This window comes from Streptomyces sp. CB01201 (assembly GCF_002803085.1).
GTDB classification, from domain to species: domain Bacteria; phylum Actinomycetota; class Actinomycetes; order Streptomycetales; family Streptomycetaceae; genus Streptomyces; species Streptomyces hundungensis.
The window spans coordinates 554,276-572,770 of sequence record NZ_NNBJ01000001.1; the positions used below are offsets into that span (position 1 = coordinate 554,276).

The 18,495-nt window shown below is 70.8% G+C and carries 18 protein-coding genes; 8 read left to right on the forward strand and 10 right to left on the reverse strand.

What is annotated here, in order from left to right; all coding sequences use genetic code 11:
• Positions 1–332: 332 nt before the first annotated feature.
• Complete coding sequence (locus tag CG740_RS02550) at positions 333–989, reverse strand: maleylpyruvate isomerase N-terminal domain-containing protein (RefSeq protein ID WP_100573198.1); 657 nt, start codon at positions 987–989, stop codon at positions 333–335.
• A 78-nt stretch (positions 990–1,067) separates the two neighbouring features.
• Positions 1,068–1,550: a diadenosine tetraphosphate hydrolase gene (locus CG740_RS02555; protein WP_100573199.1), complete on the reverse strand. Its 483-nt coding sequence runs from the start codon at positions 1,548–1,550 to the stop codon at positions 1,068–1,070.
• Between the two features lie 170 nt (positions 1,551–1,720).
• Between CG740_RS02555 and CG740_RS02560 the strand changes: the two genes are divergently transcribed.
• The gene (locus CG740_RS02560; protein ID WP_100573200.1) at positions 1,721–2,068 is read left to right on the forward strand and encodes a VOC family protein; all 348 of its coding nucleotides are present in this window, start codon (positions 1,721–1,723) and stop codon (positions 2,066–2,068) included.
• Here the strand turns inward: CG740_RS02560 and CG740_RS02565 are convergent.
• Positions 2,065–2,511 carry a GNAT family N-acetyltransferase gene (locus tag CG740_RS02565; RefSeq protein ID WP_234376060.1) on the reverse strand — a complete coding sequence of 149 codons (447 nt, stop codon included), beginning with the start codon at positions 2,509–2,511 and terminating at the stop codon, positions 2,065–2,067. The genes CG740_RS02560 and CG740_RS02565 overlap by 4 nt on opposite strands.
• A gap of 233 nt (positions 2,512–2,744) precedes the next feature.
• Here CG740_RS02565 and CG740_RS02570 point away from each other — a divergent pair, with 233 nt between their 5' ends.
• Positions 2,745–3,425, forward strand: a complete 681-nt coding sequence (locus CG740_RS02570; RefSeq protein WP_234376005.1) for a M15 family metallopeptidase — start codon at positions 2,745–2,747, stop codon at positions 3,423–3,425.
• Positions 3,426–3,566: 141 nt separating this feature from the next.
• Here the strand turns inward: CG740_RS02570 and CG740_RS02575 are convergent, their stop codons facing one another.
• The 4 genes from CG740_RS02575 to CG740_RS02590 all read right to left on the reverse strand — a co-directional run bounded on the left by CG740_RS02575 (position 3,567) and on the right by CG740_RS02590 (position 9,356).
• Positions 3,567–5,249: an ABC transporter family substrate-binding protein gene (locus CG740_RS02575; protein ID WP_199846298.1), complete on the reverse strand. Its 1,683-nt coding sequence runs from the start codon at positions 5,247–5,249 to the stop codon at positions 3,567–3,569.
• An 84-nt stretch (positions 5,250–5,333) separates the two neighbouring features.
• On the reverse strand, positions 5,334–7,418 hold the full coding sequence (locus tag CG740_RS02580; protein ID WP_100573202.1) for a dipeptide ABC transporter ATP-binding protein: 2,085 nt from the start codon (positions 7,416–7,418) through the stop codon (positions 5,334–5,336).
• The gene (locus tag CG740_RS02585) at positions 7,415–8,371 is read right to left on the reverse strand and encodes an ABC transporter permease (protein WP_100573203.1); all 957 of its coding nucleotides are present in this window, start codon (positions 8,369–8,371) and stop codon (positions 7,415–7,417) included. Before CG740_RS02585 ends, CG740_RS02580 begins: the two co-directional genes overlap by 4 nt.
• 1 nt (position 8,372) lies before the next feature.
• Positions 8,373–9,356 carry an ABC transporter permease gene (locus CG740_RS02590; RefSeq protein ID WP_100573204.1) on the reverse strand — a complete coding sequence of 328 codons (984 nt, stop codon included), beginning with the start codon at positions 9,354–9,356 and terminating at the stop codon, positions 8,373–8,375.
• Between the two features lie 299 nt (positions 9,357–9,655).
• On the opposite strand from CG740_RS02590, the gene CG740_RS02595 reads away from it, so the two are divergent.
• Together CG740_RS02595 and CG740_RS02600 are read left to right on the forward strand one after the other, a co-directional pair.
• A complete protein-coding gene (locus CG740_RS02595; RefSeq protein WP_100573205.1) occupies positions 9,656–9,895 on the forward strand; it encodes a hypothetical protein in 240 nt (79 codons plus the stop codon).
• Positions 9,895–10,269, forward strand: a complete 375-nt coding sequence (locus CG740_RS02600) for a hypothetical protein (RefSeq protein ID WP_053730628.1) — start codon at positions 9,895–9,897, stop codon at positions 10,267–10,269. Before CG740_RS02595 ends, CG740_RS02600 begins: the two co-directional genes overlap by 1 nt.
• Positions 10,270–10,294: 25 nt before the next feature.
• Here CG740_RS02600 and CG740_RS02605 read toward each other — a convergent pair whose 3' ends face one another.
• Positions 10,295–11,101, reverse strand: a complete 807-nt coding sequence (locus tag CG740_RS02605; protein ID WP_234376006.1) for an aminoglycoside N(3)-acetyltransferase — start codon at positions 11,099–11,101, stop codon at positions 10,295–10,297.
• A 258-nt stretch (positions 11,102–11,359) separates the two neighbouring features.
• Here CG740_RS02605 and CG740_RS02610 point away from each other — a divergent pair, with 258 nt between their 5' ends.
• The 3 genes from CG740_RS02610 (at position 11,360) to CG740_RS02620 (ending at position 15,750) form a co-directional block, all read left to right on the forward strand.
• Positions 11,360–12,925: an oleate hydratase gene (locus CG740_RS02610; protein ID WP_100573634.1), complete on the forward strand. Its 1,566-nt coding sequence runs from the start codon at positions 11,360–11,362 to the stop codon at positions 12,923–12,925.
• 25 nt (positions 12,926–12,950) lie between these two features.
• Positions 12,951–13,580, forward strand: a complete 630-nt coding sequence (locus tag CG740_RS02615) for a TetR/AcrR family transcriptional regulator (protein ID WP_100573207.1) — start codon at positions 12,951–12,953, stop codon at positions 13,578–13,580.
• 103 nt (positions 13,581–13,683) lie between these two features.
• Positions 13,684–15,750 carry a HelD family protein gene (locus CG740_RS02620; protein ID WP_100573208.1) on the forward strand — a complete coding sequence of 689 codons (2,067 nt, stop codon included), beginning with the start codon at positions 13,684–13,686 and terminating at the stop codon, positions 15,748–15,750.
• Between the two features lie 55 nt (positions 15,751–15,805).
• On the opposite strand, the gene CG740_RS02625 is transcribed toward CG740_RS02620, so the two are convergent.
• Positions 15,806–16,999: an MFS transporter gene (locus CG740_RS02625; protein ID WP_100573635.1), complete on the reverse strand. Its 1,194-nt coding sequence runs from the start codon at positions 16,997–16,999 to the stop codon at positions 15,806–15,808.
• Between the two features lie 214 nt (positions 17,000–17,213).
• Here CG740_RS02625 and CG740_RS40675 point away from each other — a divergent pair, with 214 nt between their 5' ends.
• Positions 17,214–17,906 (forward strand): hypothetical protein, encoded by a 693-nt coding sequence (locus CG740_RS40675; RefSeq protein WP_234376007.1) that lies wholly within the window; start codon positions 17,214–17,216, stop codon positions 17,904–17,906.
• A gap of 48 nt (positions 17,907–17,954) precedes the next feature.
• Here the strand turns inward: CG740_RS40675 and CG740_RS02635 are convergent, their stop codons facing one another.
• Complete coding sequence (locus tag CG740_RS02635) at positions 17,955–18,308, reverse strand: beta/gamma crystallin domain-containing protein (RefSeq protein WP_100573209.1); 354 nt, start codon at positions 18,306–18,308, stop codon at positions 17,955–17,957.
• Between the last annotated feature and the right edge of the window lie 187 nt (positions 18,309–18,495).

The following is an 18,495-nucleotide window of genomic DNA, read 5'->3' on the forward strand; positions in this document are numbered from 1 at the left end:
AACACGCAGCCGCAGCCGGGCCTTTGGTCCTTTACCAGTGAACAGTGCCGTACTTCGGGTACGCGGGTGGCGGCGGGAATTCACGCCATGGTGGAATGGCTCGGATCCGTTCGGGCGCGCGTGCGCTGAGAACCCCGCTCGGTCGCGCCTTTGACAGACCCACCCGTTCTGGGGCGAAATCTCGGGTGGATAAGGGGAATTGGGGAGCGGCGAAGGCGGCCGAGCCCCTATCGTCCGTCCGGCCCGCGCGGGCGGGTGCTCCACCGGCTGCGGGGGAGAGCGTCCAAGCCTTCGACGAAGGAGCGTAGTTGGCGTGGTACGCGTCGTGTGCGTCAGCCGAGAACCAGCGGGAGCCGGGCGGCCAACGCTCCCAGCTCGGCGGTCTGCGAGGCGGTCGGCGCGCGGCGGCCGGTGCCGATCAGCAGGGCGTCCGTATCACTGAACGATGCGGGGAACTCGGCGCCGGCGATCGCCCCGAGCAGCTCCCGGGACCGCACCAGCCCCTCGGCGGGCGGCCCCGCGACGTCCGGGAGGCGGTCGCTGAGGTCGAGGTGGTGCAGCGTCCACTCCAGGACGTAGGCGGTGAGGTAGTCGCCCGTGGTGAGGACCTGGTCCCGGGTGGTGACCCGCACGTCCGGGTCGGCGAGCCCGGCCGCGCGGCCGGCCGCCGAGCCGACGTCGTCCAGGTGGAACTTGAGCAGATCCGGCTCCTCGTACGCGGCGGCCAGCCGGACGGTCAGCGCGTCCAGCGGGTCGTCGCCGGCCGGCCGTTCGCTCCCGGTGTTCCAGTAGGTCACCGCGTCGACGGTCGGCTCGGCGTCGGTGGGAGTGACCAGAGTGATCAGTACGTCCTGGGCGTCGATGACGAGGTGACACACGAGGTCCCGCACCAGCCAGCCCGCACAGCCGGACGGCTGCCCGAACCGCTGGTCCGGCAACTCGGCGGCCACGGCGCGCAGCGCGGCCCAGGAACGCGAGAAGAGGTCCACGCTCCGCACGGTAGTGCGGCGCCGGGAGGGGAGACAAGCGCGGTCGTGGACGGCCGGGAGGCGGTACAGCCCGCCCGGTCACTCGCGGCCGGTGGTCAGCCGTTCCAACTCGTCGGAGATCTCCCGCCGCAGCACATCGTGCCGGGGCGCGAGGGCGTGCCGCTCGTCCTGCCAGTTCTCCCGCGGGTAGAGCCAGACGGGTACCCGCACGAGGTCGCCGGGCTCCCACGCGAAGCGTGGCCACACATGGGCGTGAAGGAAGCCGTCGGTGTTGCCGAGGATCTCCAGGTTCACCCGGCGGAACTCCGGGTCGAGCCGACGGCAGGCGCACTCCACGGCTTCGCCGAGCACGTCCATGTCGGCCAGAAAACGCAGCCGCTTGTCCCGGGGAAGCTCGGACAGCCGCTGCACCCGCGGATCGTCCACCAGGAGCACCGAGTACCCCGGCAGGAACTGAACGTCGCCGATCGCCGCGAACCCCGCTCGCAATCGCCTCAGCACGGTGGGGTTCTCACCGCGCAGGGCGCTCTCGATGCGGCTCGCGCGCCAGTCACTTGTCATGACGGAAGCCTAGAACGCGGCTTCCACGACGAGTTTCGGCCCTCGGCGGAGTCGGAAGGACTGAAGGGCCGGTCCGGCCGGTGCCGGCAGAGGGTTGAGCCCGGCGCCGGCCGGCTTCGGCGGTCGTACCGGTCGTACCGGCCGCAGCAGATGTGAACGGAAGGATCGCCATGTCATTCACCCACGTCCTCGCGGTGGCGCCCGTGACCGGGATGGAGGCCGCGGTGGCCTGGTACGAGCGGCTGCTGGGGCGGCCCGCCGACAAGCGGCCGATGCCCGGGCTCGCCGACTGGCACATCAGCCCGTCCGGCTGGGTGTCGGTGTTCCAGTCACCGGAGCACGCGGGGTCGACCCTGCTCAATCTCGTCGTCGACGACCTCGACAAGGTGCTCGCCGACCTGGCCGAGCGGGGCATCACCGCCGGGGAGGTCCAGCCGGGCGCCCAGCGCGTGCGGTTCGCAGCCGTCCACGATCCCGACGGCAACCGCGTGACTCTGATCGAGAATCCGGTGTCCTAGGACGTCTTGCGCGCGCCCGCGCCCGGCGGACGCACCATGAACACGTCGACGGCGTCCTCGCCCTCCGTGGTGAACCCGTGACGCTCGTAGAGCCGCCGGGCGGGGCTGCCCCGCAGGGCGTTGAGCCGTACGGTCTGCCCGTCGGAGTCGGTCCGCTCCAGCACCGATCGCAGCACGGCCGAGCCGAGGCCCCGGCCCTGGACACCCGGAGCCAGATAGAAGTGCTCCAGCCACTGGCCCCCGTCGGCCGGACGCAGGGCCACACAGCCCGCGAGGGCGCCGTCGACCAACACCACCGAGGTGTGCGGCGGGCAGAAGGCGTCCCGGAACCGCTGACGTACCCGATGCTCGTCGAACCGCCCCAGGCGCTCCAGATCCGGCCGCATCACCACGGCCCGCAGCTCCGCCAGCGGCTCGACGTCGGCCGCTTCCGCCGGACGCAGGGACCAGGCCGGCGCAGGCGCGGACCCGCCGCCGGGCAGCGCCCGGCCGTGCCGCCCGGCGTCCACTCCCGTACTCGCGTTCATGCCGGAAGTATCTCAACGGGCTGGTGAGACCCTGTGCCGGGCCCCTTCGCCGGTCCCTCCACCGCCGTGTGCCGGAGCACGCGACGGATACGGGGAACCGTCAGGAGGCCGCCGCGTCTCCGCCCTCCGGTGCGGGAGATGATCTCCCCATGACTGATTCCCCCATCGACAGCGACCCCGCCGACGCCATCGTCCTGATGTCGGATCCGAAGATCGCGGCCATCGCGGTGCGGGAGTGCGGCGAACCCCTGGTGGACGTCCGCTTGGACGGCGCCCTGCTGTGCGACGGCTCCCGCGAGGATGCCGGGAGCGCGTTCGCGCACCTGCGCGAAGGAGTGCTCGAAAGGCTTCGGCACGCGCAGGATTCGCTGCCCGGCGGACTGCGGCTGCTCTTCGTCGAGGGCTACCGCCCGCCGGCCCTCCAGCGCGCCTACTTCGAGGAGTACGCACAGGAACTGCGGGCGCTGCACCCGGATTGGTCCGCCGAGCGGATCCACACGGCCGCCAGCCGCTATGTCTCGCCGCCCGGCATCGCGCCGCACAGCGCGGGCGCGGCCGTCGACCTCACGCTCGCCGACGCCGAAGGCCGCGAGCTGGATCTGGGCACGCCCATGAACGCGTCCCCGGAGGAGAGCGCGGGCGCCTGCTACACCGGGGCCGGAAACATCAGCTCCGAGGCGCGCGAGCACCGCACGGTCCTGGGAGCCGCGTTGACGGCGGCGGGGCTGGTCAACTACCCCACGGAGTGGTGGCACTGGTCGTACGGCGACCGCTACTGGGCACTGGCCACCGGCCGTCCGTTCGCCCTGTACGGAGCCAAGGACCTGTAGACCGAGGAGGGCACGCACGACCGCGGGGCGCCCGGCCCCCGGCACCCCCGGCGCCGAGAGACCGGGCACAGCCGCCCCCGGCCCCGACCGGAGGTAGGTCGGGTCGGAGCCGGGGGCGGGGTCGAGGGGCGCGGCGGAAAGCTACTTCTGCCAGCCGATCGTTTCCGGGAGGGGGCTGTAGAAGATGGTGGCGCCCACGTTGGCCAGGCCCTTCTTCACGCCGTACGTCGACGGGCCGCTGAACAGCGGCAGGAAGGCGTACTCCTGGAGCGCCTTCTGCTCGACCTTGTTGACCGCCGCGTTCTGCGCACCCAGGTCGGCTATCTCGGTGGTGGCGGTGATCTCCTTGTTCAGCTCCGGCGTACCCGAGCCGGTGATGTTGGAGTCGTGGTCCGAGCAGTAGAAGTCGCACAGGTAGCGGGCGGCGAACGGGTCCATGGAGCGGTTGCCCGAGAGGAACAGATCGAAGTCGCGCTCGCTGAGGATCTTGGAGAAGTCCGCGTCGTCGGCCTTCTTGATCACCAGGCGGACGCCGATCTGCTTCAGCATCTCGGTCAGCGCGCCGGCCGTCGCCTTGCCCAGCGCGTCGTCGCCGAGCAGCGTGTAGCCGACCTCCAGCCTCTTGCCGTCCTTCACGCGCACGCCGTCGCTCCCCGGCTTCCAGCCCGCCGCGTCCAGAACCTTCTGGGCGTCGTCCGGCGCGTACTTCAGGACGGCCGAGACGTTGTCCTGGTACCCCTTCTGGAAGCTGTGCAGCACGGCGGAACCCGGCAGCGGCTCCTTGTAGTCCAGGCCCTGGAACTGGATCTTCGCGATCTGGGGGCGGTCGACGCTCTCCTGGATGGCCTGGCGGACCGCCTTCTCGGACAGGATCGGGGACTTGGTGTTGAAGTTCAGCGAGTACTCGAAGGGGCTGCCGCCGCTGCGGATCTCCGTGCCGCTCAGGCCCTTGATCTGCTTGAGGCTCTCTGCGTCCACGGCGGAGGTGTAGTCGAGCTGGCCGTTCTTGAACGCGTTGACCGCGGCCGCCGACTCCAGGTTGACGTACACGCGCTTGTCGAGCTTGCCCTTCTTGCCCCACCACTTCGGGTTGCGCACGAAGGTGATGTTGCCCGAGTGCTCGTCCCACGAGCCGACCGTGTACGGGCCCGCGCCCCACTCGGGGTGGGCCTTCTTCACGTACGCCTGGTTGAAGTTCTCGACCGTGGCGGCCTTGGGGTGCAGGAAGGTGGGGAACAGGCTGGACCAGGAGGCGTCGACGCCCTTGAAGGTGATGACGGCCTGCTTGGCGTCCTTGCCCTGTTCGACCGAGGTGATCCCGTCGTAGCCGGACGTGGAGGACGCCGAAAACGCCTTGTTGGAGCCGTTGTTGGCCTTCCAGGTGGCCGCGATCGCGGTCCAGTCGATCGGGGTGCCGTCGTTGAAGACGGCCTTCGGGTTGATGGTCAGGACGACCTTCTGGTGGCCGCCCTCGACGGTCACCTTTACATCGCTGTAGTAGTCCGGGTTGTACTGCACCTCACCCGTCGGCGAGTAGGTGATGGCATCGGCGTTGTACCAGGACCACACCCGCGTCGCGGTGAGCGTCGCGTTCACGTTGAACGGGTTGCCCTGGTCGTCGAAGGTGCCGGCGGTCGTGTAGGTGCCGCCGTCCTTGATGTTGTCGTACGGCTGCGGGTTGTAGTCGGTGACCGACGACGCCGCCTTGGGGGCGTCCTTCGCGGACGCGTCCGACGCGCTCTTCCCGGAGGAGGACTGGCACGCGGTGGCAGCGACGGATACGGCGGCGATGAGGGCGATGGGCAGGGCCAGTCCTGGGCGCATGGCGGGGTGGTTCCTCCGGGTCGGGACGACGGTTCGGTTCGGGGGCGCGACGGGCGCGCTTCAGCGGGGGAGGGCGGGTCTGACTCAGGCCGCGTGACAGGCGTACACATGGCCGGGCTGTCCCGCCACGACGCGCGGTGCGGGACGTTCCGTGCGACAGCGCTGCCGTACGTCGTCGCCGGCCAGCCGGTACAGCGGGCAGCGGTCGACGAAGGCACAGCCCGCGGGCAGCCTGGCCGCGCTCGGCAACTCCCCGCGCAGCACGACGCGTTCACGCGTGCGCTCCCGCTGCGGGTCGGGCACCGGGATCGCGGAGAGCAGGGCCCGGGTGTAGGGGTGCCGGGGGTCGGAGAAGAGCGTCTCGGTGTCGCCGGTCTCGACGATGTGGCCCAGATACATCACCGCGATGCGGTCCGAGATGTACCGGACGACGGCCAGGTCGTGGGCCACCACCAGATAGGCGAGCCCGAGTTCGCGCTTGAGCCGGGCCAGCAGGTTGATCACCCCGGCCTGCACCGAGACGTCCAGGGCCGAGAGGGGCTCGTCGAGCGCGAGGAGCTTGGGCTCGGTCGCCAACGCCCGCGCGATGCCGATGCGTTGGCGCTGTCCGCCGGAGAGGGCGGCCGGGAAGCGGTCGCCCACCGAGGCGTCGAGGCCGACCAGCGTCAGCAGCTCGTGGATGCGCGTACGGATCGCGTCCCGGCCTCGTCCGATGGCTTGCAGGGGTTCGGCGAGCAGTTGGTGGACGGGCAGACGCGGATCGAGGGCGCCGAGCGGATCCTGCATCACGATCTGGACGTTCTGCCGCAACTCCCTTACGTCTGCGGCGGATTGGACCGTGCCCACCTCGGTGCCGGCGATCTCGATCCGGCCGCTCTCGGGCCGTCTGAGCCGGAGGACCTCCAGCAGCGTCGTGGTCTTGCCGCTGCCCGACTCGCCCACCAGGCCCAGGGTCTCGCCGGCCCGCAGCTCGAAGCTCACGCCGTTCACGGCGTGCAGCGTGCCGACCCGGCGCTTGAGGAGCGCGCCCTTGGTGAGGGGGAACGTCCTGACGAGGTCCTCGACGCGCAGCACCACGTCGCCGGCCCCGGCCCGTACCGGGCCCGGGTGTTCGTCGGCGCGGTCGGCCGGCCCGGCCGGGTCGAGCGTGCCGTCGGCCACCTCCTCCGCGCGCAGACAGGCCACATGCCCGTGCCCGGTGACCTCGCGCAGGGCGGGTTCCTCGGCGCGGCAGGCGTCCAGGGCGACGGCGCACCGGCTCGCGAAGGGGCATCCGGGCGGGAGGTCCGCGGGGGTGGGCGGCTCCCCGCCGATCGCGGCGAGCGGCCGGCGCACCCCGCTGTCCACGGTCGGCACGGCGGCTAGCAGCCGTGCGGTGTAGGGCATCGTCGGGCGGCGGAACAACTCGTCGACTCCGGCGCGCTCCACGAAGCGGCCCGCGTACATGACGGCGATGTCATCGGCGTATCCGGCGACGACACCCAGGTCATGGGTGATGAGGACCAGGCCCGCGCCCGTCTCCCGCTGCGCGAGGCGCAGCACGTCGAGGATCTGGGCCTGCACGGTGACGTCGAGGGCGGTGGTGGGCTCGTCGGCCACGAGCACGGACGGCCTGTTGGCGATCGCCATGGCGATGACGACCCGCTGGCGCATGCCGCCGGAGAACTCGTGCGGGAAGGACCTGGCCCGCTCGCGCGGATCGGGTATGCCGACGAGGTCGAGCAGTTCGACCGCCTGCTCCCAGGCCGCCTGCTTGGTGAGGTTCTGGTGGACCCGCAGGGCGTCGCGGAGCAGCCGGCCCACGGAGTGGATCGGGGTGAGCGAGGACAGCGGATCCTGGAAGACCATGCCGATCGATTTGCCGCGTACGCCGGACAGTTCCCTGTCGCCGAGGCCGACCAGGTCCCGCCCGCCGAGCAGCACCTCGCCGCTCATGGTGGCGGAGGGCGGCAGCAGGCCCATGATGCCCAGGGCGGTGGCCGACTTGCCCGAGCCGGACTCGCCGACGATGCCGAGGGTCCGGCCGGGCAGGAGGTCGAAGCCGACTCCGCGCACCGCTTCCACGGGGCCCGCCTCGGAGGGGAAGGAGATCCGCAGGTCCCGTACGGACAGGACGGGGTCGGTGCCGGTGGGGGGCGCGGGGTCGGTGCGGGTGGTCGTGAGGGTCATCGTCGGCCTCCTGCCGCGCCGGTCACGGACGTGGGGTCGAGGGCGTCGCGCAGCCCGTCGCCGATGAACGTCATCGACACGGTGAGCAGCACGACCAGACCCGCGGGGAAGGCGAACAGCCAGGGCGCGCTGGTCACCGTGCCCGCGCCGGCGGCGAGCATGGTGCCGAGCGAGACGTCCGGGGTCTGGACGCCGAACCCGAGGAACGACAGGGCGGTTTCGCTGAGCACGGTGGCGACCACGCCCAGCGTCAGGTTCACGATCAGGAGCGAGCCGAGGTTGGGAATGATGTGACGCACGATGATGCGCAGGGGGCGCACCCCCATGAACTCGGCGGCCGTCACGTAGTCGCGTTCGCGCAGCGACGTCGACACCGACCAGATCACCCGGGCCGTGGACATCCAGCCGAACACGGTGAGCACGACGATGAGGACCCGCCAGTCACCGGCCAGCCGGTGCGAGACCAGGGCGAGGATGAGGAAGGAGGGAACGATGAGCAGGAAGTGGATGACCGCGAGGGTCGCCTTCTCGACCCGGCCGCCGAAGTAGGCCGCGCCGGAGCCGATGACCGCCGCCAGGACCAGGGTCAGGACGGAGACGCTCACCGCGATCGCCAGCGAGCGCTGGAGCCCGTGCACGGCCGAGGCGTAGATGTCGTTGCCGCCCTGGTTGGTGCCGAACCAGTGCTCGGCGCCGGGCGGTTGGGTGAGCGCGGCGAAGTCGGCGTCGGAGTAGCTGTAGGAGGTGAACAGCCCGCCGAACGAGCTGAACAGCAGGAGCAGCAGGAGGATCACCACGCCCGCGATCGCGAGGCGGTTGCGCAGGAAGCGCCGCAGGTAGAGCCGGCCGAGGCCGATGTGCCGCTTGTCGCGCGGCACGGGGAGCAGCGCCGCAGGGGGCACGTGGCCGAGGGGAGAGGGGGCGGGGGCGTCGGTGGTCTGATCCGATGTCATGTCAGCTCACCCGGACCCGGGGGTCGAGGAACACCGTGGCGATGTCCGCGAGGATCGCGCCGATCGCGGTCAGGGCCGCGGCGAAGGCGGCCGTCGCGACCGTGCCGTGCACGTCGTTCTTGCTGATGGTCTGCACGAAATAGCGGCCCATGCCGTTCCAGCCGAAGATGGTCTCGGTGATGATGGCGCCGGTGAAGATGGCGGGCACGCTGAACGCCACGGACGTCGCCGTCGGGATGAGCGCCGTGCGCAGGGCGTGCCGGCGGATCGCCTGGGCCCGGGTGAGCCCGGTCGCCTGCGCGGTGCGCACGAAGTCGGCGTTGAGGGTGTCGAGCAGCAGCGAGCGCTGCGTCAGGTGATAGCCGACGTATCCCATCAGGGTCAGCGTGAGCGTCGGCAGGATCAGGTGCAGCAGCCGGTCGCCGATCGTCGGCAACAGGCCTTGTACGTTGGGGGAGTTCTCCCCGGCCACGTACAGGAAGTGCAGTCCGGCGTGCTGGTTGAGCCAGATGGCGACGAAGACGACGGCGAGCGCGATGACGGAGGCCGGGATGTTGAACACCACGATGGACACGGCCTGCGAGACGCGGTCGGCCCAGCCGTACTGCCGTGAGGCGGTGTACACGCCGAGCGCGACCCCGACCACGACGGACAGGACCGTCGCGATGACGACCAGCTCCGCGCTGACCAGCGACCGGTAGCCGATCTCCCCGTTGACGGAGACGCCGGTGGGGGACTTGCCCCAGTCGAACCGGAGGACCACGGAGGTGACCCAGTCCCACCAGCGGTGTACCACCGGCACTCGTGGGTCGAGGTTGTACGGCGCGAGCGCCAGGTCGATCTGCGCCTCGCTGCGTACGGGCCTTTGGCCCTGGTAGTTCGACCTGGGGTCGAGGAACCAACTGGCAAGGAAATAGGTCGCGTTGGTCGCGACCGCGATCATCAGGAGCCAGCCGGCCGCCTTGCGGGTCACATGGCGCAGCACGCCCGCCACCTCCTCACCCGATGCGAGAAGTGCGCCGTGCGGGCGCTGGATCCGAGGGAGGTGAGCATGTGCCGTGAAGCCTTCTGGGGAACGGAACGTGAGGTACCGGGGTGCGGTGTGATCACTCTGGTCCGTACCTGGCAGTCGGCGCCAGACTGTGAGCGGTGCTGCCACGGGGTCGAAACACCGCCGCAGTAAAACGTCCGGAATCAACCGGTTTGTTCGTGCTCGCTCCACACTCGCGTTACGTTCCCCGCCGGCCGCTGGCCGAGCAGGTACCAACTAGGTACCATGGCGCTATGCCGTCCTTGAACATCACCTTCACCGACGAGGAACTCGAAGCGGTCAGGGCAGCCGCGGCCGCCGACGGAAAGTCCTTGAAGCAGTACGTCCACGATCTGCCGCTGCGTGAGCAGCAGCGCTTGCAGTTCGTCCGGTACGCGCTGTCCTGGGGCGAAGCACAGCGGGCCGAGTTCGACGAGGCCTTCCCGGACGAGGCGCCGCCCCACTCCCGCAGCGAGGGGGCGGACGCCGCCTGATGGTCCTCTACATCGACGTCCCGTGGCTCCTGGACGTCCAGGAGCAGGCTGTCCCCGAAGACGTGAGCGTCGCCGACTACTCCGCCCTGGTCGCGGCCGTGGCCCGGCACAAGACCCGCATCCCCCGCCCCGCGACCGCCGACCCGGAACCGTCCTGGCGCGCGGCAGCCCTGCTGCACACCCTGGTCCGCCTACAGCCGCTGCCGCACCGCAACAGCCTGTACGCCTGCCAGGTGACGGCCGCCTACATGTACGCCTCGGGCGAGGGAATCGACCCGCCGTACGGGGCGATGGTCGACCTCGTACGCGACATACAGGCGGGGAAGGTGAACGTCTACCAGGCCGCCGATCGCATCCGGGCCTGGCGCATCTGAGGGAGCGCGGCGGCCCCGCCCGGCGTCAGGGGGCGAGGAGTTCGCCCAGGAGCCGAGTCGCGAAGCGGGTCAGGGCGCGGCTGTTCATGAGCCGGCACTCGGCCCGGCCGATGGTGTGGGTACGGACCTGGCCGGTGGCGGCGAACTCCTGGCCCACGCGCGGGAAGTGGGTGCCGTTGTCGTCACCCACGTCGCGGGCCTCCACCCACACCCGCTGCCCGTCGGTCAGATGGGGGAAGCGGCGCAGCTTGCGGCGGTGGTGCGGGACGCGGGACTCGGCGTGGTGGAGGAAGGAGTTGCGGTTGTGGCCGACGCCGAGCAGGAGGATGTCGGCGTCCAGGTCGTGCAGGGCCTCGAAGGGTGACCCGGTACCGAGTGCGTAGGCCAGCGGCTGCCGGCCGGTGACGCTCCGGGCGGCGGGGCCGACGGCGGCCACGGACGCCTGGGGGTGGCTGCTGCGGAGCCGGTCGGGGTGGGCCAGGACGGCCGTGGGGACGGCGCCCATGGAGGTGGGCAGGGCGTCGTGGAAGAGGGGTATCCCGTCGCGTGCCGCGGCCACCTTGTCCGAGGTGGGCTCGGCGGCTCGCGGATGGGGGTCGCTGACCTCGGGGGTGAAGGTGGGCACGACCAGGGTGCCGGCGGGGGAGAGGCAGTCGAGCAATGCACCGACGACCGTGTCGGCCCCGCCCAGGACCGGGCCGAACGCGGACAGTGAGGCGTGGACGATCAGTGCCGAGCCCTCCCGCACTCCCATGCGGCGCAACTCGGCGCACAGCCGGGCTCGGTCGAGTGGGTCGGGGGTCGAGGTCGGGGTCGGGGTCGGGGTCGACATGGTTCTCCAGCGCGCGGGCGAGTCCGGGCGGACCGTGATGTGCGCCGGGCGCACGGCCCGGCGGATGATCGTGCCGAGGATTTTGGCACGGGCGCGTGGGCGCGGTTCGGGAGGGTGCGGGAGTGCGGCAGCGCGGGCGCCCCGGCCTGGCCGGCCCAGCGCGCGATCGCCCGCACACATCCGGCGCATTACGCCCATATCCCCTATCGTCGAGAGCCCGGTCCCGGGGGGCGAGGCCCTGACGGAGGAGTGCGGATCGTGGCGAAGGCGTACCTGGTGGGCAGTGGAATCGCGGGGCTCGCGGCGGCGGCGTTCCTGATCCGGGACGGAGGCTTCGCCGGACCCGACATCGTCCTCCTGGAGGAGCAGGACCGGGAGGGCGGAAGCCTCGACGCGGCCGGTTCGCCCGAGACCGGGTACACCATGCGCGGGGGCCGCATGTTCGAGGTGCACTTCGACTGCACCTACGACCTGCTGAGCTCGATCCCCTCGCTCGACGACCCCGCCAAGTCCGTCACCGAGGACACCTTCGCCTTCCACGACGACTTCGCGTGGGACGACCACGCCCGTCTCGTCGACGCGACGGGCAAGGTGGTCGCGGCCCACTCGATGGGGTTCTCCGAGCGTGATCGCCTGGAGCTGGTCAGGTGTGTGGCCACCCCCGAGCGTCAGCTGGACGGCAAGCGCATCACGGACTGTTTCAGCCCCGAGTTCTTCACCACCGACTTCTGGTGGATGTGGTGCACCACGTTCGCCTTCGAACCGTGGCACAGCGCCATCGAGTTCCGCCGCTATCTGAACCGCTTCGTGCACCTCTTCAAGACGTTCGACAGCATGTCCGGCATCTACCGGACCCGGTTCAACCAGTTCGACTCGATCGTCCGGCCCCTGCTGAAGTGGCTCACCGACCAGGGTGTGACCCTCCAGCTCGGCACCCGCGTCACCGATGTGCGGCTCGCCGGGGGCGACGCGCTCACGGCGACCGGGCTGACCTGGACCAGGGGCGGCAGGAGCGAGGAGATCGCGCTCGCCCCGGGCGACCTCGTCATGGTCACCAACGGGTCGATGACGGCCGGCTCCACCCTCGGCTCCACCGACACCGTCCCCGCCCTCGACACCTCCGGCGACGGCGGGTCCTGGAAGCTGTGGGAGACCCTCGCCGCGAAACGGCCCGGCCTCGGCGACCCGGCCGTGTTCGACACCTCCGTCCCGGACTCCACCTGGGAGTCGTTCACGGTCACCACCAAGGACCCCACCTTCTTCAAGCTGATGGAGGAGTTCAGCGGCAGTGAGGCGGGCAAGGGCGGCCTGATCACCTTCAAGGACTCCAACTGGCTCCTGACCATCGTCCTCAACCACCAGCCGCACTTCCGCGAGCAGCCCGAGGACACCTTCGTCTGGTGGGGCTATGCCCTCTTCCCCGACAAGGAGGGCGACTTCGTCAAGAAGCCGATGGCCCGGTGCACCGGCGCGGAGATCCTGGACGAGGTGCTCCGGCACCTCCGCTTCGAGCAGGGCCCGCAGATTCTGGCGAACTCGATCGTCATCCCGGCCCTGATGCCCTACATCACCAGTCAGTTCCTCGTCCGCAGCCACGGCGACCGCCCCGATGTCGTACCCGAGGGGTCCACCAACCTGGCGTTCATCGGCCAGTACGCCGAGGTCCCCGAGGACGTGGTGTTCACCGTCGAGTACTCGGTGCGCACCGCCTGGACCGCCGTGGCGGGCCTGCTGCACCTGGACAAGCAGCCGCCGCCCGTCTACAAGGGCCGCCACAACCCCAAGGTGCTCGTCGAGGCGCTGGAGACACTGCACCGGCGGTGACCGACCGCCCACGTAGGCTCGGGGCATGGGCAGTGAGATGGGATTGCGGGAGCGGAAGCGGCGGCAGACGTACGAGGCGGTGTCGGAGGCCGCGATCGGGTTGTTCCTGGAGCGCGGCTTCGACAAGGTCTCCGTCGCGGAGGTCGCGGCCGCCGCGGGGATCTCCAAGCCGACCCTCTTCCGCTACTTCCCGGCCAAGGAGGACCTCGTCCTGCACCGGTTCGCCGATCACGAGGACGAGGCGGCGCGCGTCGTAGCCGCGGGCCGGTCCGCGGGCCGTGCGCCGCTGCCCGCCCTGCACACCCACTTCCGCGCGGGCCTGGACCGTCAGGACCCGGTGACCGGGCTCTGCGACAACGCCCATGTCCGGGCGTATCACGCCATGTTGTACGGGACCCCGAGCCTGGTCGCCCGGCTCTACGGATACCAGGGCCGATCCGAGCAGACCCTGGCCGCGGAGCTGGGCGACGGGCTCGGGGCACGTGTCGCGGCCGGCCAGATCGTCGCCGTCCAGCGCATCCTCGCCGAGGAGAACTGGCGCCGGATCGAGCAGGGCGCGAGCGCCCGGGCCCTGCACGCCGAGGCGCTGGACGCGGCGGACCGGGCGTTCCAGCAGCTGGCGCGGGGGCTCGGGAGCGAGTACGGCCAGGTGTGATGCGGGGTCGCCGGCTGCGGCGCCGGGCCGCGGCGTGCCGCCGGCGACACTGCAATTCGTTACCGAGTTAAAAATGTAACCCGGTTGCGTTAGGGTGGTCCGCATGACGTCACTCGACCGGCGGCTCGACCGCGTACTCGGCCAGGAGCGGACCTTCCACGACACCTGCCGGACGGCCCTCGCCGCGATGGCCGAGGGTGCGGGCGAGCGGGTCGTCCTCGGTGAGAACGCCTTCGCCTCCGGCGCCGACGCCGAGGTGCTCGGCTACCAACTCCGCAGCTGGGCCAAGGAGTTGAGGGACATGCCGCCGGGTCCACTGTTCTTCGGACGGCTCGACTTCGATGCGAGGGCCGACGCCGACCACGCCGGCCAGAGCTACCACATCGGCCGCCGCCGCATCAGCGAGCACCCCTCGGCGCCGCCGCTCGTCGTGGACTGGCGGGCCCCCGTATCGCGCCGCTTCTACCAGGCGAGCGCCCGCGACCCGCAGGGCGTCGAGGTCCGTCGAAGGTTCGGCTGGGCGCAGGGGAGCCGGGGGGCCGCCGAGGATCTGACGGGCCTGGAGGACGAGCGGCTCACGGCCGGGGAGGAGGCGGGCGGGACCAGTGCGATCCTCACCGGGGAGATCGAGCGCCCTCGGGTCGGCCCCATGCGGGACATCGCCGCGACCATCCAGCCCGAGCAGGACGACCTCGTACGCTCCGACCTCGTCCAGTCCCTCTGCGTGCAGGGCGCCCCCGGCACCGGCAAGACCGCCGTCGGGCTGCACCGCGCCGCGTATCTGCTGTACACCTACCCGCAGCGCATCCAGCGCCGCGGCCTCCTGGTGCTCGGCCCCAACCGCACCTTCCTGACCTACGTCTGCGAAGTCCTCCCCGCGCTCGGCGAGAGCGATATCCGGCAGTCGACCGTGGACGAGGAGGTCGTGCGCGAGCTTCGCGGCCGCCAGGTGGGGGCGGTCGACGAACCGGTGGCCGCGATCGTCAAACACGATGTGCGGATGGCCGAGGTGCTGCGCCGCGCGCTCTGCGGACGGATCGCCGGGCCCGCCAACTCCGTTGCCCTGCGCGAGGGTTCGTACACCTGGCGGGTGGCGCGGAGCGAGCTCGAAGCGATCGTCGACGCGGTGCGCGAGGAGGCGCCCCCGTACGCGATCGGGCGGGAACGGGTGCGCAGCCGGGCGGTCCGGGCGATCCAGCTCCAGGCCGAACGCCGGGCCGGGCCCATGAACAACGTCTGGCTCCAGAAGATCACCCGGGCCCGTCCGGTGAAGGAGTACGTCGATACGGTGTGGCCGAAGGTGAGGCCGGAGGAGGTGCTGGCCGAACTGCTCACCGACGCCGCCGCGTTGGCCGCGGCGGCCGACGGCATCCTGGACCCCGGCGAACAGAAGGCACTGCTCTGGGCGCGGCCGCCGCGTTCGTGGAAGTCGGCGAAGTGGTCGGCGGCCGATCTGATCCTGCTCGACGAGGTGTCCGGGCTCATCGAACACCCGGAAGGGTATGGGCACATCGTCGTCGACGAGGCGCAGGACCTGTCCCCGATGCAGTGCCGTGCGATCGCCCGGCGCGCGGTGTTCGGTTCGCTGACGGTACTCGGCGACCTGGCGCAGGGCACCACCGCGTGGGCCGCGCGCGACTGGCCCACCCAGCTGGCCCATCTGGGCAAGCCGGATGCCGTGGTGGTCCCGCTGACCACGGGGTTCCGGGTGCCGGCCGCGATCGTGGAACTCGCCAACCGGCTGCTGCCCGCGCTGGACGTGGACGTCTTGCCGGGGCAATCCCTGCGCAGGGACGGCCGGTTGAGCCGTCGGCCGGTGGCTCGACCGGCCGGGCTGGCCGCCGCGGTGGTCGACGCGGTACGGGCCGCGCTCGGCCGCGAGGGCTCGGTCGGCGTGATCGCCGCCGATCGCGATGTGGCCGCCCTGAGCGAGGCCCTCGCGTCGGCGGGCATCGACACGGCCACCGGGGCCCGCGTCGCCGTGCTGCCCGCCACCTTGGCCAAGGGCCTCGAATACGACCACGTCGTGGCCGTCGAACCGGCCGAAATCGCCGCGTCGGAGGACCGGGGACTGCACCGGCTCTATGTGGTCCTGACACGGGCGGTGTCGGGCCTGGAGATCGTCCACAGCAGGCCGTTGCCCGACGAACTCGCCGACCCCGCAGCCTGACGGCGGCCCGGTGCCCCTCGCGGCCGCCGGGAACCGGACGGCGGTCCCGCCGCGCTCAGTTCCCCCGCGGTGGCCCGGCCTCGGCGTCGGCCATGACGCCGGGCACGGGTTCGGCGGCGGGCCGGGTGGTGCGCATGCGGGTGAAGGCGTAGACACAGCCGGCGAGGGCCAGGTCGGACAGGAGCATGAAGCCGATCGAGTACGAGTTCTTCGCGCTGTAGATCGCGCCCATCACCAGCGGCGGCACGAAACCGCCGAGCCCGCCCATCGCGCCGACGATGCCGGTCACGCTGCCCACCTGGGGCTGCGGCGTCACCTGGGAGACCAGGGCGAAGACACTGCCGCTCGCCGTGCCGAGGCCCGCGCCCATGCACAGCAGGGCGATGGTGCCACCCGGGTACAGGGTGGGGTCGAAGGCCTGCACGATCGCGAGCAGGGCGACCAGGCCGAGCGCGACGGCGGTCACCACGGCGGGGTGGATGCGGTCGGAGAGCCAGCCGCCGATCGGGCGGAAGACGACGGTCGCCAGCGCGAACCCCGCCGCCTTGGAGCCCGCGTCCGTAGGCGACAACGCGTACCAGGTCTTCAGGTAGGTGGGCAGGTACACGCCGAACGCGACGATGCCGCCGAAGCCGATCGCGTACAGCGCCGACAGTTCCCACGTCACGCGCAGCCGTCCCGCGCTGCCGAGCCGGGTGGCGAGCGACGCCGTGGGGACCGGGCGGTCGGGCCGGTCGGTGATCAGCAGCGCCGCCAGAACGGCGTAGACCGCGAGGGCGATCGCCACGACGAGGAACGGCACGTGATAGCCGTGCTTGGCGATGCGGGGCGTCAGATACCCGGACAGCGCCACACCGCCCATGCCCATGCCGAACACGCCGAGCGCGAAGCCCCGCTTGTGCGGCGGGAACCAGGAGTTGACCAGCGGGATGCCGATCGCGAAGGTGGTGCCGCCCAGGCCCAGCAGGAAGCCGACGACCAGCATCAGGCCGTAGCTGTCGCGCGCCGGGATCAGCAGCAGGACCGGCACGATCGTGAGCGCCGACATCAGCGGGAACATCAGCTTCGCGCCGTAGCGGTCGGTCAGCGCACCGACCGGGATCCGCCCGAGCGACCCGACGAGCACCGGAACCGCGACGAGCAGCGACTGTTGCAGCGAGCTGAGGTGCAGCCGGTCCTTGTAGTCACCCGCCAGCGGAGCGATCAGGTCCCACGCCCAGAACGTCAGCGTGAATCCGATCGTCGCCATCACCAGGTTGCGGTACGCGGCGGCTGAGGGCTTCGTCACGGTGTCCACGCCCCCAGTCAAAGCCCCGGTCCGGCCCGGGGCGCGCCGGACTGTGCCGTACGGGTGACGGCCGCGGTGCCGGCGGTCGGGACCGTCAGCTGCCTTGACCAGGCCGTCCTGCCGGACCGTTAGGCTCGGCCCCTGACCTGCAAGCACCTTCCCTCGGGGGGAAACCATGACGATCCACCGGCCGGGCCTGCCCGGAGATCTGCCGGAGCCGGAGCTGCTCTGGGCGCGCTGGGGGCTGCTCGCCGTCCTGGAGGCGTCCACAGAGGAGGAGAACACTCCCTCTGTGCACCGCACGGGCCACTGGGCCGACGCCGGCGGGCTCCATCTCGACGACTGCGGCTGCACGTGGTGGACGCTGGCCCAGGCGGGCGGGGGCAGGTTCGTCCTCTACGGGGAGGACGAGTCGAGCGACGTGAAATGGTACAGGCCTGCCGTCGACATGCTGGCCGGCGCCCCGGACTGGCTCCCGTACGCAAAGCTCCGCGATCTGATCGAGGGCCATGAGCTCGGCTGCGTCTACTGGTACGAGAACGGTGCCTGGGCGCGTGCCCCGTACCCCGAGGGCCTCGCCGACGACGGCCTGGACTGCGGGATGAACCGGTTCGTCGACCGGGGTGATGTGCTGGGCGCCATCGACCTCGGCGGGAGCGCGGAAACGGATCCGGAACTCCTCCGGGACCCGGCCGAACGAGGCTTGCTGACAACGGAGTTGGTGGAATCGGCGGTGTCCGGGTCGGAGTGCGGCCACGGGGATCTCCCCGCCATGCTGGGGGCCCTGCGGCTGGCAGGGGTTTCGGCGCATGGCGGGGAGGGTGTGACGGGTGGTGATGGTTCGTCACATGCACCTCAGACAAGCTGAGTTGCTGTGCCTTCGAGCTCCGGTCCGAGGGTGTGGGCCGTCAGTTCGTCAGAGGATTTCGATGGAGTTGACCTTCGGCGGACGGTTCGGGAAGGTGATGTCGGTCCAGCGGTTGATCTTCACCGAGTCACCGTTGGCGTCGTAGTAGATCAGGTCGTTGTTGCCGGTGGAGATCCGGTCGACCCACCAGCCGCCGAAGTTCGTCCGGCCCTTGTTCGCGTAGCAGTCGACGCTCTGGCTGCCGCCGCTGTGCGACCAGATCTTCAGGAAGTTCTCCCCGCCGCGGCATTCGACGTGGTCGATGGCGAAGGCATTGCCGGTTGGCATGACGAAGGTGATCGCCGCGGTCGCGGCGAACGCGACGGCAATGGAACGCGCGGCTTTCCTGGTCTTCGAGATCACGAGTTCTCCTTCATTCAGTTCATTCGATGGTCAGTCGAGTTCGAACCGGGAGGTCATTTCGCCCACGACGACGATCCTGTGAACTGCCTGTGCAGGGCAATGATGTTGGAGATACCCGGCTGGAATATGCCCACGGATGTCCGAATCGGCCTTGGTTGGGTGGTGTGAGTAGGTCTGGCGTGCGGTC